The 26,886-nt window shown below is 71.4% G+C and carries 33 protein-coding genes and 2 tRNA genes; 15 read left to right on the forward strand and 20 right to left on the reverse strand.

The features are described 5' to 3' along the window. Nucleotides 1–227: 227 nt before the first annotated feature. The 4 genes from ACIG36_RS20880 to ACIG36_RS20895 are packed head-to-tail and all read left to right on the forward strand — an operon-like array spanning nucleotide 228 to nucleotide 3,040. Nucleotides 228–461, forward strand: a complete 234-nt coding sequence (locus ACIG36_RS20880; protein WP_399929717.1) for a lasso RiPP family leader peptide-containing protein — start codon at nucleotides 228–230, stop codon at nucleotides 459–461. Between the two features lie 28 nt (nucleotides 462–489). Further along, complete coding sequence (locus tag ACIG36_RS20885) at nucleotides 490–2,373, forward strand: asparagine synthase-related protein (RefSeq protein ID WP_399929720.1); 1,884 nt, start codon at nucleotides 490–492, stop codon at nucleotides 2,371–2,373. Then, nucleotides 2,370–2,630, forward strand: coding sequence for a lasso peptide biosynthesis PqqD family chaperone (locus tag ACIG36_RS20890; RefSeq protein ID WP_399929723.1), 261 nt, complete (start codon nucleotides 2,370–2,372; stop codon nucleotides 2,628–2,630). The genes ACIG36_RS20885 and ACIG36_RS20890 overlap by 4 nt, the downstream gene beginning before the upstream one ends. Further along, nucleotides 2,627–3,040, forward strand: a complete 414-nt coding sequence (locus ACIG36_RS20895) for a lasso peptide biosynthesis B2 protein (RefSeq protein WP_399929725.1) — start codon at nucleotides 2,627–2,629, stop codon at nucleotides 3,038–3,040. The genes ACIG36_RS20890 and ACIG36_RS20895 overlap by 4 nt, the downstream gene beginning before the upstream one ends. Nucleotides 3,041–3,149: 109 nt before the next feature. Here the strand turns inward: ACIG36_RS20895 and ACIG36_RS20900 are convergent, their stop codons facing one another. Next, complete coding sequence (locus tag ACIG36_RS20900) at nucleotides 3,150–3,608, reverse strand: carboxymuconolactone decarboxylase family protein (protein ID WP_399929727.1); 459 nt, start codon at nucleotides 3,606–3,608, stop codon at nucleotides 3,150–3,152. 99 nt (nucleotides 3,609–3,707) lie between these two features. Here ACIG36_RS20900 and ACIG36_RS20905 point away from each other — a divergent pair, with 99 nt between their 5' ends. Continuing rightward, entirely contained in the window at nucleotides 3,708–4,610 is a 903-nt protein-coding gene (locus tag ACIG36_RS20905; protein ID WP_399929730.1) for a sigma-70 family RNA polymerase sigma factor, read from the forward strand. A 4-nt stretch (nucleotides 4,611–4,614) separates the two neighbouring features. On the opposite strand, the gene ACIG36_RS20910 is transcribed toward ACIG36_RS20905, so the two are convergent. Beyond that, nucleotides 4,615–5,052, reverse strand: a complete 438-nt coding sequence (locus tag ACIG36_RS20910) for an ATP-binding protein (protein WP_399929733.1) — start codon at nucleotides 5,050–5,052, stop codon at nucleotides 4,615–4,617. 251 nt (nucleotides 5,053–5,303) lie between these two features. Between ACIG36_RS20910 and ACIG36_RS20915 the strand changes: the two genes are divergently transcribed. The 3 genes from ACIG36_RS20915 to ACIG36_RS20925 are packed head-to-tail and all read left to right on the forward strand — an operon-like array spanning nucleotide 5,304 to nucleotide 6,546. Next, complete coding sequence (locus ACIG36_RS20915) at nucleotides 5,304–6,158, forward strand: helix-turn-helix domain-containing protein (RefSeq protein ID WP_399929736.1); 855 nt, start codon at nucleotides 5,304–5,306, stop codon at nucleotides 6,156–6,158. Nucleotides 6,159–6,169: 11 nt separating this feature from the next. Continuing rightward, the gene (locus ACIG36_RS20920) at nucleotides 6,170–6,358 is read left to right on the forward strand and encodes a DUF397 domain-containing protein (protein WP_399929738.1); all 189 of its coding nucleotides are present in this window, start codon (nucleotides 6,170–6,172) and stop codon (nucleotides 6,356–6,358) included. Nucleotides 6,359–6,360: 2 nt separating this feature from the next. Next, nucleotides 6,361–6,546, forward strand: coding sequence for a DUF397 domain-containing protein (locus ACIG36_RS20925; protein ID WP_399929740.1), 186 nt, complete (start codon nucleotides 6,361–6,363; stop codon nucleotides 6,544–6,546). Here ACIG36_RS20925 and ACIG36_RS20930 read toward each other — a convergent pair. Both ACIG36_RS20930 and ACIG36_RS20935 read right to left on the reverse strand, forming a co-directional pair. Further along, nucleotides 6,543–7,175 carry a hypothetical protein gene (locus ACIG36_RS20930; protein WP_399929742.1) on the reverse strand — a complete coding sequence of 211 codons (633 nt, stop codon included), beginning with the start codon at nucleotides 7,173–7,175 and terminating at the stop codon, nucleotides 6,543–6,545. The two genes, ACIG36_RS20925 and ACIG36_RS20930, sit on opposite strands and share 4 nt — an antisense overlap. 111 nt (nucleotides 7,176–7,286) lie before the next feature. Next, complete coding sequence (locus ACIG36_RS20935) at nucleotides 7,287–8,510, reverse strand: MFS transporter (RefSeq protein WP_399929745.1); 1,224 nt, start codon at nucleotides 8,508–8,510, stop codon at nucleotides 7,287–7,289. A 131-nt stretch (nucleotides 8,511–8,641) separates the two neighbouring features. Between ACIG36_RS20935 and ACIG36_RS20940 the strand changes: the two genes are divergently transcribed. Next, a complete protein-coding gene (locus ACIG36_RS20940) occupies nucleotides 8,642–9,148 on the forward strand; it encodes a MarR family winged helix-turn-helix transcriptional regulator (protein ID WP_399929747.1) in 507 nt (168 codons plus the stop codon). 19 nt (nucleotides 9,149–9,167) lie between these two features. On the opposite strand, the gene ACIG36_RS20945 is transcribed toward ACIG36_RS20940, so the two are convergent. Further along, the gene (locus tag ACIG36_RS20945; protein ID WP_399929748.1) at nucleotides 9,168–10,541 is read right to left on the reverse strand and encodes a serine hydrolase domain-containing protein; all 1,374 of its coding nucleotides are present in this window, start codon (nucleotides 10,539–10,541) and stop codon (nucleotides 9,168–9,170) included. 126 nt (nucleotides 10,542–10,667) lie between these two features. Beyond that, on the reverse strand, nucleotides 10,668–11,060 hold the full coding sequence (locus tag ACIG36_RS20950) for a hypothetical protein (protein ID WP_399929751.1): 393 nt from the start codon (nucleotides 11,058–11,060) through the stop codon (nucleotides 10,668–10,670). Nucleotides 11,061–11,471: 411 nt separating this feature from the next. On the opposite strand from ACIG36_RS20950, the gene ACIG36_RS20955 reads away from it, so the two are divergent. Then, nucleotides 11,472–11,996, forward strand: coding sequence for an EF-hand domain-containing protein (locus ACIG36_RS20955; protein ID WP_399929754.1), 525 nt, complete (start codon nucleotides 11,472–11,474; stop codon nucleotides 11,994–11,996). 109 nt (nucleotides 11,997–12,105) lie between these two features. Here ACIG36_RS20955 and ACIG36_RS20960 read toward each other — a convergent pair whose 3' ends face one another. From ACIG36_RS20960 to ACIG36_RS20970, 3 genes are all read right to left on the reverse strand, one after another. After that, a complete protein-coding gene (locus ACIG36_RS20960; RefSeq protein ID WP_399929757.1) occupies nucleotides 12,106–12,612 on the reverse strand; it encodes a carboxymuconolactone decarboxylase family protein in 507 nt (168 codons plus the stop codon). 295 nt (nucleotides 12,613–12,907) lie between these two features. After that, the gene (locus ACIG36_RS20965; protein WP_399929761.1) at nucleotides 12,908–13,456 is read right to left on the reverse strand and encodes a hypothetical protein; all 549 of its coding nucleotides are present in this window, start codon (nucleotides 13,454–13,456) and stop codon (nucleotides 12,908–12,910) included. Between the two features lie 74 nt (nucleotides 13,457–13,530). Further along, on the reverse strand, nucleotides 13,531–14,052 hold the full coding sequence (locus ACIG36_RS20970; protein ID WP_399929763.1) for a hypothetical protein: 522 nt from the start codon (nucleotides 14,050–14,052) through the stop codon (nucleotides 13,531–13,533). Nucleotides 14,053–14,209: 157 nt separating this feature from the next. On the opposite strand from ACIG36_RS20970, the gene ACIG36_RS20975 reads away from it, so the two are divergent. Continuing rightward, complete coding sequence (locus ACIG36_RS20975; protein ID WP_399929766.1) at nucleotides 14,210–14,908, forward strand: TetR/AcrR family transcriptional regulator; 699 nt, start codon at nucleotides 14,210–14,212, stop codon at nucleotides 14,906–14,908. A 50-nt stretch (nucleotides 14,909–14,958) separates the two neighbouring features. Here ACIG36_RS20975 and ACIG36_RS20980 read toward each other — a convergent pair whose 3' ends face one another. The 6 genes from ACIG36_RS20980 to ACIG36_RS21005 all read right to left on the reverse strand — a co-directional run bounded on the left by ACIG36_RS20980 (nucleotide 14,959) and on the right by ACIG36_RS21005 (nucleotide 19,682). Continuing rightward, a complete protein-coding gene (locus tag ACIG36_RS20980; RefSeq protein ID WP_399929768.1) occupies nucleotides 14,959–15,501 on the reverse strand; it encodes a SigE family RNA polymerase sigma factor in 543 nt (180 codons plus the stop codon). A 149-nt stretch (nucleotides 15,502–15,650) separates the two neighbouring features. Further along, entirely contained in the window at nucleotides 15,651–16,493 is an 843-nt protein-coding gene (locus tag ACIG36_RS20985) for a DUF1906 domain-containing protein (RefSeq protein WP_399929771.1), read from the reverse strand. A 54-nt stretch (nucleotides 16,494–16,547) separates the two neighbouring features. Continuing rightward, nucleotides 16,548–17,735, reverse strand: coding sequence for a lipid-transfer protein (locus ACIG36_RS20990; protein WP_399929773.1), 1,188 nt, complete (start codon nucleotides 17,733–17,735; stop codon nucleotides 16,548–16,550). Further along, nucleotides 17,732–18,178 (reverse strand): MaoC family dehydratase, encoded by a 447-nt coding sequence (locus tag ACIG36_RS20995; RefSeq protein ID WP_399929775.1) that lies wholly within the window; start codon nucleotides 18,176–18,178, stop codon nucleotides 17,732–17,734. The genes ACIG36_RS20990 and ACIG36_RS20995 overlap by 4 nt, the downstream gene beginning before the upstream one ends. Beyond that, nucleotides 18,175–19,200: a bifunctional MaoC family dehydratase N-terminal/OB-fold nucleic acid binding domain-containing protein gene (locus tag ACIG36_RS21000; protein ID WP_399929776.1), complete on the reverse strand. Its 1,026-nt coding sequence runs from the start codon at nucleotides 19,198–19,200 to the stop codon at nucleotides 18,175–18,177. The genes ACIG36_RS20995 and ACIG36_RS21000 overlap by 4 nt, the downstream gene beginning before the upstream one ends. A gap of 170 nt (nucleotides 19,201–19,370) precedes the next feature. Continuing rightward, complete coding sequence (locus ACIG36_RS21005) at nucleotides 19,371–19,682, reverse strand: hypothetical protein (protein ID WP_399929779.1); 312 nt, start codon at nucleotides 19,680–19,682, stop codon at nucleotides 19,371–19,373. A gap of 531 nt (nucleotides 19,683–20,213) precedes the next feature. On the opposite strand from ACIG36_RS21005, the gene ACIG36_RS21010 reads away from it, so the two are divergent. The 4 genes from ACIG36_RS21010 to ACIG36_RS21025 all read left to right on the forward strand — a co-directional run bounded on the left by ACIG36_RS21010 (nucleotide 20,214) and on the right by ACIG36_RS21025 (nucleotide 23,259). Further along, on the forward strand, nucleotides 20,214–20,948 hold the full coding sequence (locus ACIG36_RS21010) for a GGDEF domain-containing protein (RefSeq protein WP_399929781.1): 735 nt from the start codon (nucleotides 20,214–20,216) through the stop codon (nucleotides 20,946–20,948). Between the two features lie 301 nt (nucleotides 20,949–21,249). Next, on the forward strand, nucleotides 21,250–22,149 hold the full coding sequence (locus ACIG36_RS21015; RefSeq protein ID WP_399929784.1) for an SGNH/GDSL hydrolase family protein: 900 nt from the start codon (nucleotides 21,250–21,252) through the stop codon (nucleotides 22,147–22,149). Between the two features lie 110 nt (nucleotides 22,150–22,259). After that, nucleotides 22,260–22,937, forward strand: coding sequence for an HNH endonuclease family protein (locus tag ACIG36_RS21020; RefSeq protein WP_399930102.1), 678 nt, complete (start codon nucleotides 22,260–22,262; stop codon nucleotides 22,935–22,937). A 67-nt stretch (nucleotides 22,938–23,004) separates the two neighbouring features. Beyond that, a complete protein-coding gene (locus ACIG36_RS21025; RefSeq protein WP_399930105.1) occupies nucleotides 23,005–23,259 on the forward strand; it encodes a hypothetical protein in 255 nt (84 codons plus the stop codon). A gap of 66 nt (nucleotides 23,260–23,325) precedes the next feature. On the opposite strand, the gene ACIG36_RS21030 is transcribed toward ACIG36_RS21025, so the two are convergent. From ACIG36_RS21030 to ACIG36_RS21050, 5 genes are all read right to left on the reverse strand, one after another. Beyond that, nucleotides 23,326–24,744: a flavin monoamine oxidase family protein gene (locus ACIG36_RS21030; protein ID WP_399929787.1), complete on the reverse strand. Its 1,419-nt coding sequence runs from the start codon at nucleotides 24,742–24,744 to the stop codon at nucleotides 23,326–23,328. Nucleotides 24,745–24,943: 199 nt separating this feature from the next. Next, nucleotides 24,944–25,017 (reverse strand) — tRNA-Lys (locus ACIG36_RS21035). A 117-nt stretch (nucleotides 25,018–25,134) separates the two neighbouring features. Then, complete coding sequence (locus tag ACIG36_RS21040; protein ID WP_399929789.1) at nucleotides 25,135–26,070, reverse strand: CAP domain-containing protein; 936 nt, start codon at nucleotides 26,068–26,070, stop codon at nucleotides 25,135–25,137. A 231-nt stretch (nucleotides 26,071–26,301) separates the two neighbouring features. After that, nucleotides 26,302–26,388, reverse strand: a tRNA-Ser gene (locus ACIG36_RS21045). A 135-nt stretch (nucleotides 26,389–26,523) separates the two neighbouring features. Then, nucleotides 26,524–26,736, reverse strand: a complete 213-nt coding sequence (locus ACIG36_RS21050) for a hypothetical protein (RefSeq protein WP_399929792.1) — start codon at nucleotides 26,734–26,736, stop codon at nucleotides 26,524–26,526. Nucleotides 26,737–26,886: the final 150 nt, after the last annotated feature.

The following is a 26,886-nucleotide window of genomic DNA, read 5'->3' on the forward strand; positions in this document are numbered from 1 at the left end:
CGCTGGTAAGTCACTACCCGGACGAAACGAGTCCGCCACATTTCGGGATGGCCGGCGGGGCGCGTGCGCCGGGGGGCGCGCGGCGTCGGCCATGGTGCGCGCCGAGACACCGCGCGCCGCGCGGCGTCGGTTGTCGCGTAATCAGTCGATTACGTAGAGTGATTGCCATGGAACAGCGGGTGGGCACAGTGGACACAGGGGACAAAGCGGATACGACGGATAGGGCGGTGTCGCCGGGGCCGAGTGGCGCGCCGGACACGGCGGCTGCCCCGGATGCCCCGGATGCGACGGGGACGACGGGCACGGGAGGCGCGGCGGAGCCGTCGGAGCAGGCCGGACGGACGCCGGGTGTCGCCGACAACTACGCGTCACCCGAGCTGGTCGAGGTCGGCAGATTCGGCGAACTGACGCTGGGGGTCGGCGAGGACGACCCCGAGGCGTTCCTGGGCATGGACGACTGAGGCCGCGGTCATGTGTGCCATGCCGGCCGTGTCCGCCGGGCCCGCCTCGCCGGGCGCCCCCTCTCCCGCCACGTCGGTCGACGTGTCCTTCGTGGCCCTGCCGGACAGCGCGGCGGGCAGCGCTGCGGCGGCCGCCGTACCGGCCCCCGGGCCCCGGGTGATCAATCACGCGTCGGGGCGGCCCTGGTTGGTGGGTCGCTGGCCGGTCGACGCGGTGAAGGTCGTCACCGCCGGGCGCACCCGCGTTGTCGTCGCCGGCTTCTGTCCGCTCTCCACCGCCGAACTGGCGGCCTTCGCCGCCCGGTTGACGGGCGTCGCGGGCCTCGACGAGCTCGCGCGGCGGCTGCGCGGCAGCGCGCATCTGATGGCGTCCGTCGGTGGCCGGATCCGGGTGCAGGGCGGCGTGGCGGGCGTCCGCTCGGTCTACCGGGCGCGGATCGCGGGAGTGACGGTGGCCGCCGACCGCCCCGACGCGCTGTCGGGCGCGCTGGGAGCGGCCGTCGACGAACGGCTGCTGGGGCTGCGCCTGTTGACGCCCTTCGTGCCGCATCCGCTGCGGGAGCGCAGCCCGTGGTCCGGTGTGGACGCCGTGCCGCCCGGCAGCTATCTGTCGGTCGAGCCCGACGGCACGGCGCGCACGGTCCGCTGGTGGGCCCCGCCCGAGCCGGCGCTCTCGGTCGCGGAGGGCGCGCCGGCCGTACGGGACGCCCTGACGGAGGCGGTACGGGCCCGGGTGCGCGGCATCGGGGCAGGGGACGAGGAGGGGGCGGCCGTCAGCGCGGCCCTGACCGGCAGCATGGATTCCGGCGTGCTGGCCGACCTGGCCGCCGGTCCCGACCACCGGCTGATCACCGTGCGCCAGGGACGACTGGATCCCGGCGGCGACGACGCGTCGTGGGCCCGCCGTGTCGCCGCCCGGCTGCCGGGCGCGGAGCACCTCGCGCCGGACTACGACCGGTCCCCCGCCCTGTACGCGGGGCTGGAGCGGGGCCTGGGCGTGCTGCCGGCCGAGCCGCCGCACCGCGTCCGGTCGGGGGCCCGGTTCGACCACACCACCGGGCAGTTGGCGGCGCGGGGGTCGCGCCTGCACCTGTGCGCGCACGGCGGGGACGAGCTGTTCGCGCCACCCGCGTCCTACCTGCACACCCTGGCCCGTTCGCACCCGGCGGAGGCCCTGCGGCGCGTCCGGGCCCGCCGCCGGCAGACGCGCTGGCCGCTGGGCGCCACCTGGCGGGCGCTCGCCGACTCCAAGAGCTTCCCGTCCTGGCTCACCCACAGCGCGCTGCGCCTGACCTCGCCGCCGCCCCGCCCCTCCGACCCCCAGCTGGGATGGGCACCCGAGCTGCGCATGCCCGCCTGGGCCACGGCCGACGCGGTGGACGCCGTCCACGAGATGATCACCGACGCCTCCTACGAGCCGCTGGCCCCCGACCGCGGCGCGCACCGCGCCCTGGACGCCGTCCGCCGGGCCGGTGCCGCCACCGGTTACGCGACGCGCCTGGCGGCCGCCCACGGGGTGCACCTGGCGGCCCCCTTCCTGGACGACCGGGTGATCGAGGCCGTCCTCGCCGTCCGCCCGGAGGAGCGCGCCGCGCCCGGCCGTCGCAAGCCGCTGCTCGCCGAGGCCATGCGGGGCGTCGTCGCCGACGACATCCTGGACCGCGCGCCGAAGGGCCACTACGGCGAGGACGTCATGGACGGCGTGCGGCGCCACCGACGGGCGCTGCTGGAGCTGTTCGACGGCTCGGAGCTGAGCCGCATGGGCCTGATCGACGACGCGGCCGTCCGCGCGGCCCTGGGCACCACGCACCCCACGGTCGGCCCGCTGCTCGCCCTGGAACCGACCCTTGCCTGCGAGGCCTGGCTGCGCACGGTCGCGGCCGGCCGCCCCCGCGAGGGGGCGGGGCTGTGACCGCGTTCGCCCTGCGCCGCCATGTGACCGCCACCGACACCGAGCACGCCATGGTTCTCTTCGACCAACGGCGCGGCCGCTACTACCAGTTGAACGCCTCGGGAGCCGTGGCGCTGCGCGCCCTGCTGGACGGCGGGGGGCCGCAGGGCGCGGCGCGGGCCCTGTGCGAGCGTTACGGCATTCCGGCGGCGCGAGCCGAAGCGGATGTGACGGCCCTGGTCGACACGCTCCGCACGACCCGGCTGGCCGAGCGATGACCCCGCCGCTCGCCCTCTGGGATCCCCTGCCGCTGCGCACCCGCGCTGCCGCGCACGTCTCGGTCGCGGCGGCCCGGCTGCTGGCCCTGCTGCCGCCGTGGCGCATCCGCGCCCTGCTCGGCCTGATCCGCCGGGGCGCCGTCCCCGCGACGCCCGCCCAGGCGGGCGCGGCGCGCGACGTGGTGGTGAACGTCAGCACCCGCTGCGCGGGCCGGGCCTGCCTGCAGAGGTCGTTGGCGGTGGTCCTGCTGTGCCGGCTGCGCGGCACTTGGCCGACGTGGTGCACGGGCGTACGCACGTCGCCGTTCCGGGCGCACGCGTGGGTGGAGGCGGAGGGCCGGATGGTGGGCGAGGCCGAACCGCCGGGCTACTACACGCCCACGCTGACGGTGGGGCCGCTGGAGAGGTAGCCCCCGAACGCGACGACCGATTTCTGGAGGCCACGGGCGGCCGGGGCCTCACCGGCGCGGAGATTGCCGTCGACGGGGGCCACGCGGCGTAGCGACGGAGGACCGCCCCTCACCAGGTGGCGCCCGCGGGCTCCTCGATGGTGGCGTTGATGCGGTTGAAGAAGTTGGTGGTGGCGACCATCAGGATGATGGCGGCCAGCTGCTTCTCGTCGAAGTGGTCGGCCGCCTCGTCCCAGACGTCGTCCGGCACCGCCTTGCCGGAGCGGTCGGCGAGCCGGGTGGCCGCCTCGGCCAGCGCCAGCGCGGCCCGCTCGGCATCGGTGAAGAACGGCGCCTCGCGCCAGGCGACGACCGAGTGCAGCCGGTCGTCGCTCATACCGGCCTTCCTGGCACTGGCCACGCCCCCGTACACGCAGGTGCTGCAGCCGTTGATCTGGCTCGCCCGCAGATGGACCAGCTCCATGATCTCCTGCGGCACGCCGCCCGTGTTCATGGCCTTGAAGAGGTTCTGTATGCCCTTCATGGCGTCGGGAAGGACCATGGCGGGGTTCTGCATACGAGCCTTCATGATCATATTCTCCGTTCGATGTGCGGCCGGCGCGCCTGCCGCGCCGCTCGGTCGGTGTCCGACACTGCACTGACGGACCGGAACGCGAGGATGTGACAGGTGAGCGAGAAAGATTTTCTGGCGCGGCGATTCGAGGAACACCGCCCGCACCTGCGGGCAGTGGCCTACCGGCTGCTGGGCTCCCTCAGCGAGGCCGAGGACGCCGTGCAGGAGGCGTGGTTCCGGCTGAGCCGGACGGACGATGAGGCGGTGGAGAACCTGGGCGGCTGGCTGACGACGGTCGTCGGCCGGATCTGCCTGGACATGCTGCGCTCCCGCACCACACGGGGCGAGGAGCCGCTGGAGGACCAGGACGGGCGCGTCCGCCTCCCCGACCCGGTCGTCAGCGGCCCCGACCGGCTCGACCCGGAGCAGGAGATCCTGCTCGCCGACTCGGTCGGCATCGCCCTGATGATCGTCCTGCAGACCCTCGCCCCCGCCGAACGGCTCGCCTTCGTCCTGCACGACATGTTCGCCGTGCCGTTCGACGACATCGCCGCCGTCCTCGGCCGCACCCCCGCCTCGACGAGGCAGCTCGCCAGCCGGGGACGCCGGCGGGTACAGGGGGCGGCGCCCGCCCCCGACACCGATATCGCCCGGCGGCGGCAGGTCGTCGACGCCTTCCTCGCCGCCGCGCGCGGCGGGGACTTCGAGGCCCTGGTCGCCGTCCTCGACCCGGAGATCGTGGCCCGCTCCGACGGCGGCACCCTGCTGCCGAACCTGCTGCGCAGGGGCGCGGCCGAGGTCGCCTCGCAGGCCATCATGTTCGCCCGCTTCGCGGAGGTCGCCCGTCCGGCGCTGGTCAACGGCACGCCGGGCGTCGTCGCGTTCGGCGATGGCGGCCGCCCGATGTCCGTCATGTCGTTCACCATCCAGGGCGACCGGATCACGTCCCTCGACATCCTGACGGACCCGGAGCGGCTGGCACGGCTCGACCTGGCGGTCGTGCTGGGGGACGACTGAGACCTCATCCGCTGTCGCGGAGCTCGAACCAGAAACTCTTGCCGGTGACGGTCAGGCCGTCCCAGGTGAGGGTCATGCCGACGGCATGACAGAGGGCTTGCACCAGCGCAAGCCCTCGACCACGCTCGTCATCGTGCCGGGCCGTGCGGTGCTGCGGAGGTCTGGCCGGGTCGGCGTCGCGGACGGCGATGACGACGCGGTCGGCGTGGGCGGTCAGTTCGATCGACAGCTCGGCTACGCGGGCGTGTTGAACGACGTTGGTGACGGCGTCGGACACGCAGATGCGAGCGTTGTCGATGAGGGACGCGTGGCTGGTCGCCTCGAGGGCGCCGGTGACGAACTGGCGTGCCAGGCGGGGGGTTGAGGGGTCTGCGGGGGCTGAGAGGCGGTGGGTGGTGGGGGTGATGGTGCGGCGGTGACTGCTGAGGATTGCCGATGTCATGGCAGCGTCTCCCGACGGGGTCCGGCTTGGACTTCGCGCAACCCACTGCCGTCCGTGGCTCGGCCACCGATACGCCTCAACGGGCGCACCAATGACTGCACTTCGGGTCTTCCCGGTAAGTGCTGCGCGGTGCTAGCAGGACCGTAGGGTCCAAGAGTGGACCGGTGCAAGCTTGTGGCCAGGAACTGGTCCTAACGGGTGGAACCATGGGACGGTGACACGGAACGCTCTGTGCGACAGGGGAAAGTGACATGCCACCGAGGGACAACCCGAGCGCCCGACAGGTGCGCTTGGGGACAGAACTGCGCAAGCTGCGGGAACGCGCTGGCAAGACGGCCCGCGAAGCAGCAGGTTTGCTGGCGGTCGACCAAGCGAGGATCAGCCACTACGAGTCCGGACGCATCGGCATCAGCGAGGAGCGGGTCAGACGGCTGGCGACGTTCTACTCGTGCCACGACGAAGCGTTGCTCGAGGCGCTGTGCGTGATCGCGCGCGAGCATCGGGGGAAGGGGTGGTGGGACACGTATCGTGGCGTCCTCGCTCCTGGGTTCCTCAACATCGCGGAGCTGGAACACCATGCGACATATCTGCGATACCTGCAGCCGGTGACGTTTCCTGGCGTGTTCCAAACCGAGGACTACGCACGAGCCATGTTCGGCAGCGTCCTCCCGAAGCTGCCGTCGGACGAGCTGGAAGCGCGCGTCGAGCACCGCCTGAAGCGGCGAGTCATCCTCGAGCGTGAGACGCCCCCGAAGCTTGAGGCCGTTGTCCATGAAGCTGCCTTGCGTATGCGGGCCGGCGGCCGCAAGGTGGCACGAGAACAGCTCGAGCACCTCCTGGAGGTGTCCGAATGGCCGTTTGTGACTCTGCGAGTCATCCCGTTCGCGCACGAGGACTTCGTTGAAGCCACTCAGACTGCGCTCTACGCAGGAGGTCTCGTGCCTCAGCTGGACACCGTGCAGCTGGATACACCCATCGGTGGCCGCTACCTCGACGCTGAGGCCGACCTTGAGAGGTATCAGGCCCTTCTGGACTTCGCGAGGCGAGTGTCACTCGAGCCCCAAGAATCACGTGAGTTCATCCACAACATTGCGAAACAACTGTGAGAGCACGAACCATGAGATCTGACCGCACGTGGCAGAAGTCCTCCTACTCCGGAGGGGGAGGCGAGCAGTGCGTCGAAGTGGCGGCACATGCCGACGTGATCTGGGTGCGTGAGAGCGATCAGCCAAACGCGATAGCGGCCACCGGACGCAGCGCATTCGCCGCCTTACTGGCCGGCGTCCGAGCAGGAAGGTTCAACTGAGCATGCCCGAATATCAATGGCAGAAGTCCTCCCTCTCGGGGATGCAGGGCGACAACTGCGTCGAGGTCGCCGCCCACGGCGACACCGTCACCCTCCGCGAGAGCAACGAGCCAGGCGCAGTAGCCGCCACCAGGCGTACCGCGTTCGCCGCCTTCCTGGCCGGGGTCCGGGCGGGCAGGTTCGGCTAGGACTTGTCCGGGCGAGCACTTGGTGCGCGGCCCGCGAGCCAGACGGCGATCCGCTCCTGCAACTCGCGGTCGGGGTTGTCCCTCCACGACGCGAACCATTCCAACTGCCGCAGGATGTTCTCCGAGCGGTCCGGGTGGCCCACCGCGACTACGTCGACGCCTCTCTCACCCGTCGAGCAACTGATGTACACGCTGCTGTCGAGCGCCATCATGCCGAAGCCCGGATGGCCCGCGCGAATGCCGAGGAACGCCGATGCCGCACCCCGGCCCATGATGTCCCAGCGCTCCAGGAGCCGGACCTTGGTCCAGACCGCCGGTGCGGCGCGGCGGCCCCGGTGCAAGTCCTGCAAGAAGGCGCCGTGTGTACGGGTGCCCTCCGGAAGCAGGACGAGGAACTCGCGCTGCTGGTCGAGAAGACCCGAAGAAACCGCCAGGTCGTACCAGTCCTCGTTGAGACGCTCGACAAGCCGTGGGGTCTCGTACCGGTGAGAGAAGCCGGCGACGATGTCCTCGGGACCATATCCGAAGACGAACGGCATCGTGCCGTGCGGCGCGGCGTTCGGGATCACCTCAAGGCCGGCCTGCCGCAGCGGCCGATACATCTTGCGCTCGCGCTCCTGGATACCCACAGGTCAGTGTTCTACCAGGCGCGGTAGCCGCCACGACGCGGAGCACATTCGCCGCCTTCCTGGCCGGGGTCCGGGCGGGCAAGTTCGCCCTGGGCCCGTCACCGGCCAGGCTCACGCGCCCAGGGCCAGCATGGCCGCGAGAGCCGGCCCGAACGCTCCGCCCAGCTGGTAGGCGAGGTTGAAGAGGCCGATGGCGGTGGGGCGGTCGGGGGCGGGGGCGGACTGGGCGGCCCGCACCGCGAGGACTCCGTTGCCGGCCGTCGCGGCGAGGACCGCGAGGGAGGCGGCGAGGAGGAGCAGGGGCGCCCACGGGGTGAGGAGGGCGGTGAGGGGGGCCAGGGCGCCGAGGACGAGAAGGATCGTGATGACCCGGGGGCGGTTCATCCGGGCGGACGCGGCCGCGAGGAGCCAGGAGAGCAGGGAGCCGACGAGCAGGGCGACCATCTGGCCCGTGCCGATGGCCGGGGTCGACCAGTCGGTACGGTCGCGAAGCATTTGGGGAATCGAGAACAGCAGGGTGAAGTACGAGGTCGACAGGGCCATCGCGAGCAGGGCGGACACCGCGAACACCGGGCTGCGGAGCACCGCGAGGGGCGCGAAGCCGTGCGGGACCGCGCGTATGTGGAGGCCGAGGAGTACGGCTCCCAGGACCGCGGCGGGCAGGGCCGCCAGCGGGTAGCGCGGCAGGAACACCAGGGCCGTCGCGGTCAGGACAAGCAGCAGGGCGCCGCGGGTGTCGAAGGGGGTTCGCGTCGTTGGGGCCGCGGTGTCCGCACCGCGCAGTACCGCGGGGACGGCCAGCAGTCCGAGCGCGGACACGGAGAGCGAGAGGCGCCAGGAGACGGCCTCGGCAATGAACGAGCCGAGCAGCGGACCGACCGCGCCCAGGACTCCGAAGCCGGCCGTGATGACGCCCATCCGCCGGGCCGAGCCGGCCAGGCTCATCGCCACGGTCACCAGGCCCGCGCCGCCCACGGCCTGGGCCGCACGGCCGGCCATCACAAGCGGTAGCCAGGGTGAGAGGCCCACCAGCACCGTGCCCCCGCCGACGGCCGCGGCGCTCGCATGCAGGGCGGTGCGCAGGCCGCGGCGGCGCAGCACGTTCGCCATCAGCGGGGTGCCGACGGCCATGGCCCAGGCGAAGGCGGTGACGATCCAGGTGACCGTGGCGGTACGGACGTTCAGCGCGGCCGCCATGTCCGGGAGGATCAGCACCGGGCCGTTGGCGCTCAGGGCGACCGGCGTGGCCAGCAGTGCGAGCCACAGGGCCGGAGGCGGGGACGCCGCCGGGGCAGGCGTTGTCGTAGCGGCCTTCGTGCGGGTGAGCAGGGACATGGCGGCCTCCGTCGCTCGGGTCCTTCAGCATTAATAATCTCAACGTTGAAATAAAAGCAGGGCCACCGTCTCAACGTCAAGTGTCTTAACATTGAGATTGTGCTTGTTGAGATGAAGCGGGAGGAGCCGTCATGAGCGATGCCGTGGACGCGATCGTCGGGCAGTGGGAGAAGGAGCGCCCCGACCTGGGCCCCCACCTGTGGCCGGTGCACGCGCTGGCCCGGATCCAGCGACTCGCGCGCGTGGTCGAGAAGAGCTGCAGGACGACGGCCGCCCAGCACGGCCTGGACTACGGCGAGTTCGACGTGCTCACCACGCTCAAGCGGTCCGGCCCGCCGTACCGGCTGACCGCCGGCGCCTTCCTCAAGGCCGCCATGGTGACGTCCGGCGCCATCACCAACCGCATCGACAAGATGGAGGCAAAGGGCCTGGTCGAACGGGTCAGGGAGGGCAGTGACCGCCGGATCGTGTACATCCGCCTCACCGAGCACGGCGCCGCCGTCATCGACGCCGCGATGCTCGACCACCTGCGCAACTACGAGCGGCTGCTGGCCGACGTCGACCGCGAGACGGTCACACGGGCCGCGGACGCGCTGCGTGAGATGAGCGAGGCCCTCGGGGACACGTCGATCACCTGAGCGCCGGCGACCCGGTGCCTCAGGACGCGTTCCGCGCCCGGCCGAAGAGCCGCCCGGCGAGGTCGATGCCGATGACGGTCCCGTCCTCGTCGCGGCTGAAGTAGCCGAGCTGCCCCCGCAGGCCGCCGTCGGTGACGATGTATTCGTCGCCGTCGCCGGGCAGGAAGCCGATGGTGGCCGGCGGATAGTCCTGCGGCATCTCGACGTCGGACGCCGCCCGTATCTCGGGCTTGATCGCGACCTCGAGGGTGAGCCGGTGCCCGTCCGTGGCGATGTCGACGTCCATCACGTCGATCTCGTACCGGCCGGTGACCTCCCGCGCCCGCGCCTCGTCGAACGGGACCGGCTCGGGGTCGCGGTCGGCCAGGCCGAGGTAGTGCTCGAGCGCCCAGCGGACCACGGACTGGTTGAAGGTGTACCCGTCGGGGCCGACGTTGGCCAGGGCGACCACGGCGAAGTTCCGCTCGGGCACGATGAGGAGCTCGGCGAACTGACCGTTGCCCGAACCGCCGTGCCCGATCGTGCCGGTGCCGTCCACCTCGCGCAGGAACCAGCAGATGCCGATCCCCTCGCCGATGCTGCTGGAACGCAGCTCCACCGTCTGCTCCCGCATGCGGTGCAGGGCCTCGGTGGGCAGCACCCCCTCCCCGGCGCCCAGGTGGAAGCGGGCCCAGCGCAGCAGGTCGCTCACCGAGGAGACGGCGCCCCCGCCCGGGTTGTTGCCGCGCTCGCCGGCGGCGAACGCCCGCCACGGCCGCGCGGCGCGCAGGGTGCCGTCCTCGTCCCGGTTGTAGCCCACGGCGAAGCGCCGGATCATGGCGTCTTCCTCGTCGAAGAAGGTGTTCGACAGCCCCGCGGGCTCCAGGACCAGTTGCGCCACGGCCTTCTCGAAGGGCAGGCCGGTGACCTTCTCGACGACGCGGCCGGCCAGGTTGTAGCCGGCCTGGCTGTAGGAGGCGCGCTCACCGGGCCGGGCGATCAGGCTCAGCCCGTCCATCTTGGCCACGAAGCCGGCCAGCGAGCCGTCCCCGTCGTTGTCGATGAGGTTCCATTCCAGTCCTGCGGTGTGGTTGAGCAGGTTCAGCACGGTGACGCGCTCAGCGGCCGTCTCGTCGGCCAGCACGAGCTCGGGGACGTACCGGCGCACCGGCGCGTCCAGGTCCACCGCCCCCTCGGCGGCCAGGCGCATCAGGGCGGTCGCGGTGAAGGTCTTGGTCACCGAGGCCACCGGGAACAGCGTCACCCCGTCCACCGGCAGGGAGTTGTCGACGCTCGTCACGCCGTGCGAGGCGATGTGCTCCTGACCGTCCATCAGTATGCCGACGCAGACGCCGGGTACGCCGTGCTCCTGAGCGGCGGTGGCGACGAAGTCGTTCAGTTCGCGGTGCGACATGGGATCCCCCCGGGGCAAGTTCTTGAACTAAGTACAAGGGAAGGGTAACGAGCATCTTGAACAAAGTGCAAGACCTCTCGTGAACTTAGTTCAAGTTCTCCGTCCGGAGCCCGCCCCCGGGCGATCTCAGTTCCCCGGCAGGATCTCCAGCAGCGTGGAGCCCGTCACTCCGCGCAGGCCGCCGGCGAGGCATTCCGTGGGGAGCTGACCGGACAGCGCGGTTGTGGTCCGCTGTGCGGACAGCCCCTTGCCGCGCCCCTCGGTGACCCGGCCGGTCACCCTGGTCTCGAGGGCGTTGGCGACACGCACAGTCGCCGCGTGGTTGTAGACGATCACCGATCGCGTGCCGTCGGCGTACCGCACGATCTCCGTGGGGAGGGAACTGGTCTGCTCGAGACAGGACGCGGCCGGGGACACCCCGTCCAGGGTGCCGTCGGCCCGTACGGTCCGGCCGGGTGCGACGGTGCACACGTACGCGGCCTCGACGTGGACGTGTGTCCTGCGTGGCACAAGGGTCAACGGGGGTTCGTGCGTGCCGTGGCTGGTGCCCGTGCACACGACGGTGTCGCCTCTTTCTCCGCCTCCGCCTCCGCGGCCATCGGCCCCACTGGCCGGAGCCCACGCGAGCGAAGTGCCCACGAGGACCAGGGAACTCAACGTCATTGCCGCCCCGCGCCCACCGAACATGTGCCCCTCCAGGTCATCCGGATCCGCCACCGGTCCCTGCCCTACCCGTGGGCGTTTCCCGTCAGCCCCGCTTCCGGAAGCACACCGGAAGCGCAGGTGCCGCCCCTGCGCGGGCCCCGCACCACGCGCACCACACGAGCGTGACGTCACCCGCCCCGACGGCCTTGGGCTCCAAGCAGGCCGGGTAGGGACCGGCGAGCGCACGGCGGCACCGCCGGGCGGGCCTGACAGAAGGGTGCTTCAGTGAACGGAATCGTTGCCAAGCGACTCGTCTTCGCCGTGCTCGACACGGACGGGGACGGGGTCATCTCCAGGGACGACTACTTCACGCGGATCGACCGGTTGACGGTGGCGACGGGACGCGGCGAGGAGGACCCCATGGTCGTCCACGCACGCGCGGCCGGTGAACGGGCCTGGGCGGAGATGGACGCGGACGGCGACGGAAAGATGACGGAGGACGAGTACTTGGCGTGGGTCGGCGTCGAGGCGTTCGACAACATCTGTTCACCCGCGCTGGGCGCACTGTTCGACCTTGCCGACGCCGACAGGGACGGCATCGTGAACCGGCCGGAATTCATCATGCTGCGCACCGCGCTGGGCAACCCGGCCATCAACGCCGAGGCGGCCTTCGACGCGCTCGACGTCGACGGCGACGGACGCGTCAGCCGCCACGACTACCTCATGTCGATCCGCACCCACATCGCGGGGAAGGACTCGCCCGCGGGTGCGGTTCTCTACCGCACGGGGACGCCGGAGACCGCCGGCTGACCCGCGCGCCGCTCAGCGGCCCGGTCGCCGCCGCCCGGTGTTCGGGCGACGGCAACCGGTGTCCGGGCGGCGGCGACCGGGCCTACCGCCAATTGCCGGCGGATCCGGCTCAGTTCCAGGGCTCGGTGAACGACCGGCCCGGGACCGGCTTGGCGATGAGGGCCAGGGGGATGAAGAAGTTGACCTGGCCGATCGCGATCATCAGGGTGGCGAGGGCCTTGGGGTCGTAGTGCTCGGCCGCCTGGGCGTAGAGCTCGTCGGGTACTCGCTCGCCGTGCGCCGACGGCTGGAGCACGGCCTCCACCAGGGCGAGCGCGGCGCGCTCGGGGCCGGTGAAGTACGGCGCGTCCTGCCAGGACGACACCGCCGTGATCCGGTCCTCCGTCTCACCGGCCTTGCGCAGGAAACCCGTGTGCAGGACGGTCAGGTAGGTGTTGCCGACGATCTGGCCGGCGCGCAGCTGGAGCAGGCTGATCGTCGTGCGCGGCACCGAGTGGTTGCCGGTGGCCTTGAACAGCGCCGCCGAGACCTCCGCGAGCTCGGGGACGAGCTCCTGGGGGTCCTGCGCCATCCGCGGGCCCATCGGAACCTGGGCGGTGATCGATCGTGCGTTCATCGTGGTCTCCTTCGGTCTTGCCCGTTGCTGTCACTGCACTGACGGATGCCGTCGGAGGAATGTGACCGATCGAAGGAGTTTTCTGCGTCGAACTGAAGCGACTAGGGGTCAACGCTGTCGCCCGCGGTGACGCCGACCGACGTTCCCTTGAGCGCATCGGAGAGGGAGAGCTTCGGGAGGGCGGCGGCAGGGGCCGTGCGGCGCGTCTTCATTGCCGGCCCAACGGCCGCGCCCGGATGCGGGCACGGCCATGACGCGCGGATCACCGGAACAGCCTCATGGCCTGCACTGAGGCCTAGCCGAAGTACGACCCGGCCGCCGGCGTGGCCAGCAGGACGATGACGAGGGCCGAGCCCAGGGTCGCCAGCGGGAAGCGCAGCAGGACCAGCGGGCGCAGCCAGGAAGGGAATTGGGCACTGGCGGCGGCAATCACGGCTCGGGCGTCGATGGTGCGCACGGCGGGGTCGTCGGACTTCTTGAGGGCCGCCTCGGTGTAGCGGGCCGCGAAGACCTGGCCGGCGGTGATGAAGCCGACGACGAGGAGAACGATCGGTTCGACGATCCACGACAGGGTCCGGCCGGTGGTGCTCGCGGTGAGGTTGAGCCCGGCCAGCGTCAGCAGGATCGCGGCGATGGACAGGGCGAGGGAGAACTCCCAGGCCCGCTCCTTGAACCTGATCCCGTGCCGCGCCAGGACCTCGGCCGGGTAGCCCTGCCGGGCCGTCTCCGCCTCGGCCGCCCGCTGGGCGGCGCCTCCGGTGAACCAGACGGTGACCGGGATGACGAGGAAGGTCGCGGCGAGCAGGAGCTGCAGCGCGATGGCGGTGGCGACGGACAGCGGCATGGTGAACTCCGGGGGAGGTGAGGGACGTTCGGGTTGATCGACGGGCGGTGGTGTGCGCTTGCGATTCGGACTCGTCAGGCGAGGACGGTCATCGCCGCGAGCGCGACGGCGGAAGCGCCGAACACGACCACGTGGCGGGCGTTCTGCAGGACCCACACCCAGCCCGGGAACCCGGCCTCGGCGGCCTTGAGCAGGGCGGCCACGTCGATGCGGGCGAGCATCGGGTCGCCCTTGCGGGCGAAGGCGGCCTGGACGGACTTCACCGCGGTCAGGTTGCTGTACAGGATCACGCAGTTGATCAGCAGGACGATCGACTGGACGACCCAGGTGAGGGGGCCGGCCCAGGAGCTGCCGAAGAGGTTGGCCCCGGCCGCGGCCGCCATCGCCGCGGCGATGGAGACGGGGGCCCAGGTCTCGTGGCCGCCGGCGTCGAAGCGCATCCCGTTCTCGGCCAGCACGGTCGGCCGTACGCCCTGACGCTCGAGCTCCGCCTGTGCGCCGGCCGTCGCGGTGGCCCCGTAGCGGTGGCGGACCAGCGGGATGCTGACGAAGGCGGTGGCGACGAGCAGCTGCATCACGGCGACGAGAACGTTCACGGTAGGTCTCCCCCATCGGGGCGGGCTCCGGCCCGCCGCATCGACTTTCACTAAGTTCAAGAGGACTGTAGAGCGAGACTTGAACTAAGTGCAAGTGGTGGGCGCACTTTCTCCTGAACTTTGTGCAAGTCGGGTTCCGATGCCTATCGTGAGCGCCATGGCGCGCGACACACTGACCAAGGAACAGATCGTCCGGACAGCGATCGAGCTGCTCGACGAGGAGGGCCTGGAGGGCCTGAACATGCGGAGCCTGGGCAAGCGGCTCGGCTCCGCCCCCACGGCCGTCTACTGGCACGTCCAGAACAAGGACAACCTCGTCCGGCTCGCAGGTGACCACGTGTGGGACGAGATCGAACTGCCCGACCACGAGGCGGTCGGCTGGCGCGCGGCGGCCATGTCGATGGCCCTCGGCCTGTACGCGATGCTCACCAGGCACTCATGGCTCGTGCCGGCCTTCGGCACCTACTTCTTCTACGGGCCCGGAAAGGCGCGCCACGACGACCACATCCTGGCCGTCTACGAATCGGCCGGCTTCACCGGCCCGGAAGCGGACCGCGCGGCGGCCACCGTCTTCACGTTCGTCCTGGGCAACGCCCTCGGTACGTCCGCCAACGCGTCCCTGACCAGGCGCATCGCCCGCGAGGGCGGCGACGCGGCGGAGACGTTCCAGGACACCATGGCGAAGGCGGCCGAGGTCGCCCGGCAGTTCCCCCGGCTGCGCGCCCGCATCGAGACCCCGGCGTCCGGGTACACCGCGGCGCCCGAGCAGACCTTCGAGTTCGGCCTCCGCGCCCTCCTCGACGGCCTCGAGTCCGAACGCACCGGCGGTCGCGCGGCGGGCCCCGGCAGGGAATGAGGCGCAGGCCAGGTCGTCGAGGGCGCCTTACGCCCTTACGCCCCTAGGCCCTACGCCGCCTCCGCCAGCTCCGGGTCCTCGCAGAGTTTGCCCAGGGCGCGGGACACGGCGCTCTTGACCGTGCCGACCGAGACGCCGAGCAGCTCGGCGGTCTGGACCTCGGTCATGTCCTCGTAATACCTGAGGACGACCATGGCCCGCTGGCGGGCCGGCAGCCGGTGGACCGCGCGCCACATCGCGTCGCGCAGGGCCTGGGCCTCGGCGGGGTCGGCGGTGGGCGCCGCTTCGCGCTCGGGAAGCTCCTCGCAGGGGAACTCGTCGACGCGGCGCTTGCGCCACTGGGAGGTGCGGGTGTTCACCAGCGCCCGGCGGACGTAGCCGTCGAGGGCGCGGTGGTCCTCTATGCGGTCCCAGGCCAGGTACGTCTTGGTCAGGGCGGTCTGCAGCAGATCCTCGGCGTCGCACGGGTTCGAGGTCAGGGAGCGGGCGGTGCGCTGCAGCGCCTGTCCGCGAACCCGTACGTACGTGGAGAACGACGGGTACACGGCGGCGTTGGATGCGCTGGTGCACACAGGCGTCGTGGTTGCTGTCATGCCTCCACGCTAGGAGCGCGCGCACGCCCGGCGGATCGGCCGGAGGTGCCGAAGCACGGTCCCCCTCAGGTCGTACCCCGGGGGCTGGCCCCACCTCCTGGAGGGGGAGGGGTTTCGACGAACGTCAGCGGAGCACCCGGCGCCCGCCGTCAGTCGCGGATGATCGCAACGGGGGCGTCGACCAGGTTGCGGTCGATCGTCAGCTTCCGGCCGCCGTGGGTCTCGGTCACGTTCCCCGCGTACTGGTGGATCCGGCGGTGCGGCGACCAGGAGCCGGCGGAGAGCACCTGCTCGCGCTCGGTCGACGCCGGCACGCGCCAGCGGGCGAACCACAGGATCTCCGGCAGGTCCCGCTCGCCGGCCCGGCGCGCGATCTCCATGTGGCGCACGCCGGACGCGGCGCTGCTGTAGAAGCCGGGGATGTAGCCGTGCCGCTTGACGGTCGAGTTCCAGGCCTGGATGAAGGTCAGGGTGATGTCGGCGCAGTCGTAGTCGCCGTAGTCGTAGGCCTCCATGTCGTAGTAGAGCGGGCTGCCGGACGCGATGCCGAGGTTGGTGGCGGTGCGGACGGCCTCGCGGCCCTCGTCGACGCCCTGCCCCCAGGGGTCGTCGCCGATGGGGTAGCCCTGCTTGGAGGAGGCGAGGACGCACGGCGACTGCGAGCCGACGAAGACGGGCAGCACCCGCCAGCCCAGGTCGCGGGCACCGGTCAGCCAGCGGTGGCTGAGGTAGCGCTGATTGGGACAGGCCCGTGCGCGGCCGGCGTAGTAGACGCCCACGGCCCCGTACGTCGTGGCCGACCCCCACGCGCTGAGGGTGGTGAGGGGCGGGGCCTGGCAGGTGTCGAGACCCCGGCCCCGGTAGACGCTCGCCGCGGCGGCCGCCGCCGACGGGACGGGGAAGGCCGGGGCGGGCAGTGCCAGGATGACCACCTGGGCCAGCGCCGCCATAAGGGCGACGAGATATCCGATGATCTTCTTCCGTGGGTCCATACGGCTGAGTCAAGGTGCCGGAACGCCACCGCTATGCGATGACACGCCCTGGTTTCATCCGTCTGCGCCGAGAATGAGCCCCGAGGTGGGAACCCCGGTACCGGCGGTGACGAGGACGCGCGCGGCGCCGGGCACCTGGTTCACCGATGTTCCGCGCAGCTGCCGGACGGCCTCGGCGATGCCGTTCATGCCGTGCAGGTAGGCCTCTCCCAGCTGTCCGCCGTGGGTGTTGAGCGGCAGTGCGCCGGAGGCGGTGAACGGGCCGCCCTCGCCCGGTCCGCAGAAGCCGAACTCCTCCAGCTGCATGAGCACATAGGGCGTGAAGTGGTCGTAGAGGATCGCCACGTCGATGTCGGCGGGGCGCAGCCCGCCGGACGCTGCCCACAGCTGCCGGGCGACGACGGCCGTCTCGGGCAGACCGGCCAGGCCGTCGCGGCAGCGGCCGTCGTCCCGGCGGAAACCGTCGCGGTAGAAGCTGGTCATCTGCTCCTGGGCGCGGCCCGCTCCCTGCGCCGCCGCGAGGATCACCGCCGGCGGGTGACGGAGCGTGCGGGCGCGCTCGGTGCTCGTGACGACCAGGGCCTGGCCGCCGTCCGTCTCCTGACAGCAGTCGAGCAGCCGCAGTGGCTCGGCGATCCAGCGGGAGGCGGCGTGGTCGGCGAGCGTGATGGGACGGTCGTGGAAGTACGCGGCCGGATTGCGCGCCGCGTGGCGGCGGGCGGTGACGGCGACGTGCCCGAAGACCTCCGGTTCGAGCCCGTACACGTGGAGGTAGCGACGGGCTGCCATGGCCACCCAGGAGGCCGGGGTGAGCAGCCCGAACGGCAGGACCCAGCCGAGCGCCGCCCCCTCGGCGGAGGGCTCCCGGCGCTGCACTCCGGCGCCGAAGCGGCGGCCGGAGCGTTCGTTGAAGGCGCGGTAGCAGACGACGACCTCGGCGATCCCGGCCGCGACGGCGAGCGCCGCCTGCTGGACGGTGGCGCAGGCGGCCCCGCCGCCGTAGTGGACGCGGGAGAAGAAGGACAGCTCTCCGATGCCGGCCGCCGCCGCGACGGTGATCTCGGGGCTGGTGTCCATGGTGAAGGTGACCATGCCGTCGACGTCCGCCGGCTCCAGACCGGCGTCCGCCAGCGCCGAGCGGACCGCCTCGGCGGCCAGGGCCAGCTCGCTGCGGCCGGAGTCCTTGGTGAAGGCGGTCGCGCCGATACCGGCGACGGCGACCCGCCCGTCGTACGCACTCACCGCGCGCCGCCGGGAAGGTGGGAGTCGGGGAGGGCGAGGGTGACCGTTCCCGTGACGTGGCGGCCCAGGCTGTTGGTGCCGGTGACGGCGACCTCGACGACCCTTTCGGCGGTGCGTTCGTCGACACATATGGAGGTAACGATTCCGGCCAACTTCAGCTCGTCTCCGGGATAGTTGGGCACCCCGAGCCGGATGGCGACCTTGCGCAGCACGGCGCCGGGGCCGAAGTGATCGGTGATGTAGCGGCCGACGAGGCCATTGGTGGTGAGGATGTTCATGAAGATGTCCGGGGCGCCCTTGGCCCGCGCGGCCTCGGCGTCGTGATGGACGTCCTTGAAGTCGCGGGACGCGACGGCACCCGCGACGATCAGGGTGCGGGTGACGGGGACGGTGAGGGCGGGGAGCTCGTCCCCCGGGGCCGGGAGCTCGTCGCCGAGGTTCATGCCCTGCTCTCTCCCCTCACCGCGGGCGCCGCGCGGAAGAGCGGCAGCACCTGGCCGCCGTCCATCCGTACGTACTCCAGCTCCACCGGCATCCCGACGCGCACCTCCTCCGGCTCCACCCCGGTGACGTTGCTGATCATCCGTACACCCTCGGCGAGTTCGATCAGCCCGACCACGTAGGGGGGATCGAAGGCCGGGAACGGCGGATGGTGCATGACGACGTACGAGAACACCGTCCCGGCGCCCGAGGCCTCGACGGTCGTCCAGCGCGGCGATCCACAGCCGCCGCACCCCGGCAACCAGGGAAAACGTAGTCGTCCACAGGCCGTGCAGCGCTGGATGAGCAGGGTGCGGGCGGCGACGCCCTCCCAGAAGCCGGCGTTGTCGCGGTTGATCACGGGGCGGGGGCGCTCGGGACGGTCCCCCGTCGTCGTGGGCGCGGGCGCCGCCGGGGCGTACTTGAGGATGCGGAAGAGGTGCGTTCCGGCGAGCTCGCCGTTCGCCCGGATCTCGGTGCGCGTGGTGATGAAGTGGCCCGTGCCCAGCCGGGTGGTCCTGCGGGGCGAGACCGAGGCGATGACCGCGTCGAAGGTGATCACGTCTCCGGGGCGCAGCGGCCGCAGGTACTCCTGCTCGCAGTCGGTGGCGACGACAGCGGTGCAGCCGGCGGCATCGAGCAGGGCCAGCAGCTCGTCGTAGGCGGGCGTCCGGCCCGTCGGGCCCGTCCGGCTCGTCGGGCCCGTCCGGCTCGTCGGGCCCGTACGCCCGGCGGGACTGGGGAGACCGGCGGGACCGGGGAGACCAGCGAGACCGGCGGGACCAGCGAGACCAGGGAGGGTCCAGGCCTGGAGCATGGTGGGCGGGGCGACGGGGTGCGGGCCGGTGTAGGCGGGGTGGGCGTCACCCATGGCCTCGCACCAGTGCCTGATCATGGCCGAGTTGACGGGATCGGGGCCGCGGCCGGAGACGACCGCGGGGCGGCCTTCGTACGTCTTGAGGCGGTCGTGGAGATCCTCACTCACATTTTCTGACTGTCTGTCAGTTCTCCTGCGAAGTCAACGTCCACGCACACACAAACGCCGAGCGGCGGCACCGGAGTGCCGCCGCTCGGTCCGTACAGACCCAGTCCACATCTCACCACGTCACCTGTGGGGCTGCCCCGGGGGGGCGGGGTTCCCTCACAGGTCCAGGCTCACCAGACCTGGGTGAAGGTGATCCGGATGTTGTCCTGCCTGATCTGCGTATGGCCGGATCCGTTGACACTGGCGGTATTCGCCTGGTTCGTTGCCGCGCTGCCTGTGGCCTGCTGCAGCGTGGTGGTGCTGTTGCCGTGGTTCTTGCCCGTGATGCCGCTGCCGACGATGCCGGCCGCGGCGGCGTTCGAACCCCTGTTGGCCAGCTGGCCGCCGTCGTCGGCCGTGGCGACGCCGGAGAAGAGCATGGCCGCCATCGGAAGGGCCACGAGGGCGGCGAAAACGCGGGCGGCAGTGCGGGTGCTTGCCATGACGATCCTCCAGTGGGAACTACCGGTTCTTGCCAGGCGGTTGGCCGACCGCCCCGGCGCTTCTTTCGACGTCGCGCCTCCAGACTTGCCCACGGAATCTCCACCGAACCCCCCTTCTGTCCTCATTCCCTCGCAAGCATGATGTCTCGGACTTAAACCACCACCTCATAGAAACAGGGCGTATCGAACGCAACCGCCTTCGCTCAACGCCCTCGAGTCCCATGCGCCCCATGCGGCGAACCGTTTCAGCAGAAGCGCGGGTTTTCGGGGCCTCCGCACCCTCCGTCCCGCTCCCGCCCACCGGAAACGGGGGACGTCCTTGCTTGACGGCCCGATCCACCGCCCGAGCCCGCCCGGCCCGACCGCCGGGCGGAACCACGGCGGCGCGATCGGGCCGCCGCTCGGCCACGGCCGCCCCACCAGTCGCTGCTGTCACGAACCCACCTGAAGCAAACAGGACAACCACAGCGACCAACCTTCCCAGCGGCCTCAACTGCCCATAGAGCCACCGGAATCACAGGAAGGTACGCAATGAACCTCATACTCCAGGCCCTTCCCGTCGCCGCCCCCGCCCTCGGCTGGGCCACCCACGCCTTCTTCCTGCTGCGCCGGCTGCGTGCCGCCCGTACCGACCGGCTGACGGGCCTGATGCGACGCGAGGAGTTCACCGCCCGTGCGCCGCGGGCGATCCGGCACCCGCACTCCGCCGTCCTGCTGCTGGACCTCAACGGCTTCAAGCAGATCAACGACACCCATGGGCACGAGGCCGGTGACCTCGTCATCGCGGCCGTCGGGCGTCGGCTGGCCGCCTGGAGCCGGGAGCGCGGCGGCTTCGCCGCGCGGCTGGGCGGCGACGAGTTCACGGCGCTGGTGCGCCTGGCGCCGGAGGCCGACGCGGACGCGGAGATGACGTACCTGTCGGCCCGGCTGTCCACGCCGCTCGACGCGGGCCGGGTGACCCTGACGCCCCGGGCCTCGATCGGCCTGTGTCACACCGGCCACCACCCCGGTGCCGGGCTCTCGGACCTGATGCGCGCCGCCGACGAGGCCATGTACGCGGCGAAGCGGTGCGGCGACCACTGGCGCCCGGCCGGGGCCGTCGGATCCGCCGCCACCGGGGCCGCGAGCACCGCCGGAGCCACCAGGACCACCGGCACCGCCGGCATGCGCCGCAGCCCTCAGGTCGTACGCGGCACGGCACGCCGCACCGGACGGCAGGTTCCGCACCTGACCCTGCTCACGCCGGTACGACGGAAGGCCTCATGACCACCGTGACCGCCGTGACCACCATGACCGCCGTGACGACCGTGACGACCGTGACGACCGGGTGACCCTGATGCGCGTTCGAGGCGGACGGTGAAGTCCGAGGCAGAAGCGGAACGTTCCGCCTCGATCGTCAAGCCCGCGCCACCGGACGCCCGAGTTCGATATCCGGTCATACGCATCAGACATTCCGGGCATCGCGTTGACGCCCCGAACCCGCGGGCCCGAGCCTGGCGCCCGCATCCACGGAACTTCCCCTCCTGAGGAGGAAGAAATGGCCCGTACCGGACGAAGCAGAATCCGATTGGCGTTCGCCGCACTCGGCACCGCCGCCACCCTGGCGGCAGGAGCCGCCCTCACACCGGCCACAGCCGCCACGCCCCAGCCGCAAGCGCAAGCACAACCCCTGGAACGGACCCAGCGCTACGTCGCCCTCGGCGACTCCTACGCCTCCGGGCCCGTCATCCCCCGGCAGAACGACCTCACCTGCCTGCGCTCCAACGCCAACTACCCCTCCCTCATCCGCAACGAGCTCGGGCTGACGGACTTCCGCGACGTCACCTGCATGGGCGCGAAGACCGACGACATGTTCCAGCAGCAGCGCGACACCCGCAGGCCACCGCAGCTCGACGCCGTCGACCGCGGCACCCGCCTCGTCACGCTCAGCGTGGGCGGCAACGACATCGACTTCGCCGACATCCTCAAGCGCTGCACCCACCCCTTCCAGCCCGTCCCCGAGGGCAACCCCTGCCAGCGGTACTTCTCGCAGCGCGGCACCGACGATCTCGACCAGCGGATCAACGACACCGCACCCAAGGTCGCGGCCCTGCTGAAGGCCATCCACAAGAAGGCCCCGCGCGCCCGGGTGGCGGTCGTCGGCTACCCGGCGATCATCGGGGACGACGCACAGGCCTGCCGGAAGTCCCTGCGGGTCGCCGAGGGAGACGTCCCCTACCTGCGCGGCACGCTGCGCCGACTGAACGCGATGCTGCGCCAACAGGCCGTCGCACAGGGCGACCTCTACGTCAACACCAACGCCAGGACGGCCGACCACGACGCCTGCCGGCCCTGGAACGAGCGCTGGATCGAGGGCATCGCCCCGGTCAACCCCTGGACGGCCGCGGCCTTCCACCCCAACGCCAGGGGCGAGAAGGCGATGTCCGAGGCCGTGCTCGACGCGCTGATCTTCGGGCCGAGGCGCTGACGCACGTCTCGACCGCCGGCACTCCGGTCAATCACCGCATTTCCGGCACGCCGGGATCCGGGTGACGCTCCCCGCCAGGGGTTCGGTCACCCGGTATCCGTTGGCGTGTGATCAGAAGTAACCGGTGGCTGCGAGCCACCACCGCCACCACCGCGGCCCTGTGCCTGTGGACCGTCACCACGCCCACCGCCACCCCGGCCACCGTCCCCGCGCAGCCGACTGCGCCGCGACGGGACCTGCCCGAGCCGCCCCCGTCGTCCGTGGCCCGCGAGGAGCTGGCCGAGCTGGTCGTCGAGGCACCGCACTCGATGGACGGCTACAGCCGCGCCAAGTTCCCGCACTGGATCAAGCAGATGGGCACCTGCGACACCCGCGAGGTGGTCCTGGCGCGCGACGGCCGGGACGTGAAGACGGACAGCGAGTGCCGGGCCCTGTCCGGCGCCTGGACCAGCGCCTACGACGGCAAGGTGCTCAACGCCGCGAGCCAGGTCGACATCGACCACATGGTCCCGCTGGCCAACGCCTGGCGCTCGGGCGCCGACGGCTGGGACACCGAGAAGCGCAAGGCGTTCGCCAACGACCTGCGGCACTCCCAGCTGATCGCGGTCTCCGCCGCCTCCAACCGCGGCAAGGGCGACCAGGGCCCCGACAAGTGGCAGCCCCCGCTGACCTCGTACTGGTGCACCTACTCCCGCGCCTGGACGCATGTGAAGCACTTGTACAAGCTGCGCGTCACCCAGGCCGAACAGGAAACCCTCAACTCCATGCTCGACACCTGCGACCAATGACCGAAGGCCGCGGTCCGAACGGAGGCGTGACGTGAACGAAGGCCGCGGTGTGGACGAGGGCCGCTACATGGACCAGGTCACCGCCGGACCCGGCGGCGCGATGACAGACGAGGTCGGCGTCATCACCGGTGACGTCACCGTCGCCACCATCGCGCTGCCCGGCAACAGCCAGGCCCGCATCCACATCCAGTACACGGGCGCCGAGGAGTGGTACACCCTCACCGGCAGCCCCACCGCCCTGCCGCCCGGCGGCCTGGCGGCCCTGCACGACGACGTGCTCGGGCGCGTACGCGAGGGCGGTGCGGCGGAAGCGCCCCACTGAACGCCCCTGAGCGCCCCTGAACGGCCGGGGCACGCCCCCGTGGCGTGCCCCGGCCGGAGACCGTCCCTATGCCAGCCGCAGCGCCTGCTGGGCGGCGCGCTTGCCGGACTCCATGGCGCCCTCGATGTAGGCGCCGTGCCAGCCCTGCGCGATGTCGGCGCCGGCGAACAGGATGCGGCCGTGCGGCTGTTCGATCTGCGGGAAGAGCTGCAGCAGCTGACCCGGCCGGCGGAAGCCCCAGGAACCGGCGGAGTACGGGTCCTTGCCCCACTCCATGGCCCGGGACTTGAGGACCTGCGCCCCCGGAATCCACTGCTGGACGGCTTCCTGCACCTTGACCGGGTTGTTGACGTCGAGCGAGGGGTGCGGGAAGGCGACCATGAGCCGGCCGTCCGCGAGCTGCTTCTGAGGCACCATCATCAGGATCGGCGAGCCCTCGGCGGCCGTTCCGCTGGTCGCCTCGACGTTGCCCTTGATGTGCAGCCACATCTTGGTGCCGTTGGGCAGGCCGATGCCCTGGGTGGTGGCCTGGGTGTGCGCCTTGGGCAGGCCGGGGGCGAAGGTGATGTTCTTCCAGACGTTGGTGGGCGTCGCCACGACGACCGTCCGGCCCACGAACCGCTTGCCGTCCACGGTCTGCACAACGACCCGGTCGCCGGCGTCGGTGACCTTGGCGACGGGGGAGTTGAGGCGGACCCTGGCACGGGAGTCGTCGAGCATCGCGCGCAGCAGCGCGGTCATGCCGCCGACCGGACGGGTGCCGATGGTGGTGCCGTAGCTCTCGTACGTACCGCCGGCGAGCTGGTACCACTGGGCCATGCCGGTCAGCGAACCGGTCGTCATCGAGCCGCCGGCATAGACGGCGGCGTCGCCGCTGAGCAGGTCGAACTCGGCGGGCGAGAGGTTCATCTGCTTGAGACGGTCGGCCAGCGACAGCGGGTCGACGGCCGCCAGCAGGTCCTTGCGGTAGAGCGGTTCGGCGGGACGCTCGAAGTACTGCTCGGAGCCCTTGTAGAACTCCTTCCACAGGGGTTCCAGCAGCGCCTGCGCCTCGGCGGGCGTGACGGGCTCGAGCTTGCCGCCGCGGGGGACGACGACCCGCTCGGGGGCGGGGTCGCCGTAGACGCCGATCTTGTACCGGCTGAGCTCGGCCTGGACCAGGCGGTGGCTGGGCGCGACCCACTGGCCGCCGAGCTCGATCTGCTCGCCGGCCCACGATCCCGTCCAGATCCGGCCGCCGATGCGGTCCCGGGCCTCGAGGACGAGCGTGGTCAGTCCCTTGGCGGCCAGTTCACGGGCCGCCATGCCGCCGGCGTAGCCGGCGCCGATGATGATCGCGTCGACCACCGCTTCTTCCTCGGCGTGGGCGACGCCCGCACCCAGGGTGCTGAAGGAAGCGGCAGCGGCGCCCGCGCCGATCGCCTTGAGCAGAGAGCGGCGACCGACGCCGTTGCCGGACGGAGAGCTCGAGTCATGAGAGCGCATGAATGTCCTCTGTGATCGGGTGACTGCGACCACCGGGTACGACACGACACCAGTCCCGGAAGCGACGTGACTGTACTGACCGGACTCTCACCGCCAGGTCATCGAACGGTCAGCGACCGCTCACCACCACCCCGGCCGCACAGGGCCCGGGAAACGCGGAAGGGGTGCTCCTGAATCAGGAGCACCCCTTGCCGTTCTGTGCGCCGCCAGGGACTCGAACCCCGGACCCGCTGATTAAGAGTCAGCTGCTCTGACCAACTGAGCTAGCGGCGCGGGAGAAATATTACACGAGTACGAGGTGTACTCCGAACCGGTCGACCCCTGCCACCTGCGCGTCCCTGCTCGCTGCCGGGGGCGGCGAGCAGGGCGCAGCGCAGTTGGACGGAGACGTCAGGAAGAGGCGGCGAAGTTCTGCGTCCACCAGGGACCGTTGGAACTGAAGTTGACGCCTACGCCCATCTCCTTGAAGGCGCAGTTGAGGATGTTGCTGCGGTGACCGGGGCTCTTCATCCAGCCGTCCATCGCCGTGCGGGCGTCCTTGGGGCTCTTGAAGATGTTCTCGCCGTACGTGCTCCAGCGGTATCCGGCGGCGGATATCCGGTCGCCGGGCCCGCGGCCCTCGGGCGAGGTGTGGTCGTAGTAGTCGCGGGCGGCCATGTCGTCGGAGTGGCCCTGGGCCGCCGCCTGCAGCTTCGCGTTGACGGTGACGGGCGAGCAGCCGTGACGGGCACGCTCGGCGTTGACCATGTCGACGACCTGCTGCACGTGGGAACCGTTCCCCTTGCCGCGGGGGGCCTTGCGGACGGACTGCCCGCTGGTGGGGGCGCTCTTGGCCGCGGCCTTGGAACGGTCCTCGGCGGTGACGCCGGACGCGGCCCCGGCCTTGGCATCGGCCCGGGATCCGGTGCCGGCGGACGTGTCGGCGGACTTGTCACCGGACTTGTCAGCGCCGGACTTCTTGCCGGACTTGCCGGACGCGGCCGCATTCGCATCCACGCTCGCGTTCGCACTCGGGGACGCGCTGCGCGGGGTGCCGCTCGGGTTGGCGGCGGGCGCGGCGGACCCGCCGGCGGCGGGCGGCACACCGGGCTCGCCGGACGTCTGCTCGGCGGCCCGCACGGAAGCCGCCTCGGCGGCCGAGCCGGTGTCACCGCTTCCGCCGCCCATCGACTGGGCCACGCCGTAGCCGCCGCCCACGACGACGGCGAGGGCGACCGCTCCTGTCACCACCACCGCACGCCGGGGCCGCCTGCCGCCGCGTCGGCGCGCGCGGCGCGTCCCGTCGGGGGCCGGGTCGAACGTCGAGGTCTCGGGCTCACGGTTCACGCGGATCACTTCCGGTTCGGGTCTGCTGAGTACTGCGTCCAACACTCAGGAGACGCGGGGTCCGGGAGCGGATAACAAAAATCCGCCGGGCAACGAGCGCACTGTCCGCGGGCGACGCTCACCGACCTCAACGGCCAAGGAGGGCCTGCGCCATGCCGATGACGCCCGCACACACGAAAGGGGCGCCCCGAACCGGGGCACCCCTTCTGACCAGCGCCTTCGCTGGGACGGCGGAGGCTGAGGGATTTGAACCCTCGGTGACATCGCTGCCACGACGGTTTTCAAGACCGTTCCCTTAGGCCGCTCGGGCAAGCCTCCCCGCGCCGTCCTCACCAGGACAGCGCGAGAACAGCGTACCCGGTGCGGGCGGCGCGGGCGGTGGGGGTGAACTCTCGTATCGCTCCCTGCTGCAGACGAACGTGACGTCCACAGCGGCACCCGGGCCGGCGGCCGTCAGGAGAGGTTCGCCGTGACGCGTTCCGCCGCCTCGCTCTCGGCGGCCGAGGGGGAGAGTTCGCTGAGGGTGTCGAGGTCGGTGTCCTCGGCCAGCTCGGTCTCCCACGCGTCGGCCAGCTTCCGCTGGTCGTCCTGCGGAAGCCGGCGGACCTTCTCCCGGGTGGCCGGCGTGAGGGCGTTCAGGAACCGCGTCAGGGGGTCGGTCTGCATGGGGCAGGGCCTTCGTTCGTCGTCGGGGGGATCCACGGTGGTCCACCCGTACGTCTTCCAGCCCGGCCCGCCGGAGGATCGCCCGGCGGGCCGACGTCACCTGAACGCCGCACGTGGACGCGAACGCACGTGGACACGACGCATGTGGAC

It is taken from the genome of Streptomyces sp. NPDC053048 (genome assembly GCF_044547045.1).
GTDB lineage: Bacteria > Actinomycetota > Actinomycetes > Streptomycetales > Streptomycetaceae > Streptomyces.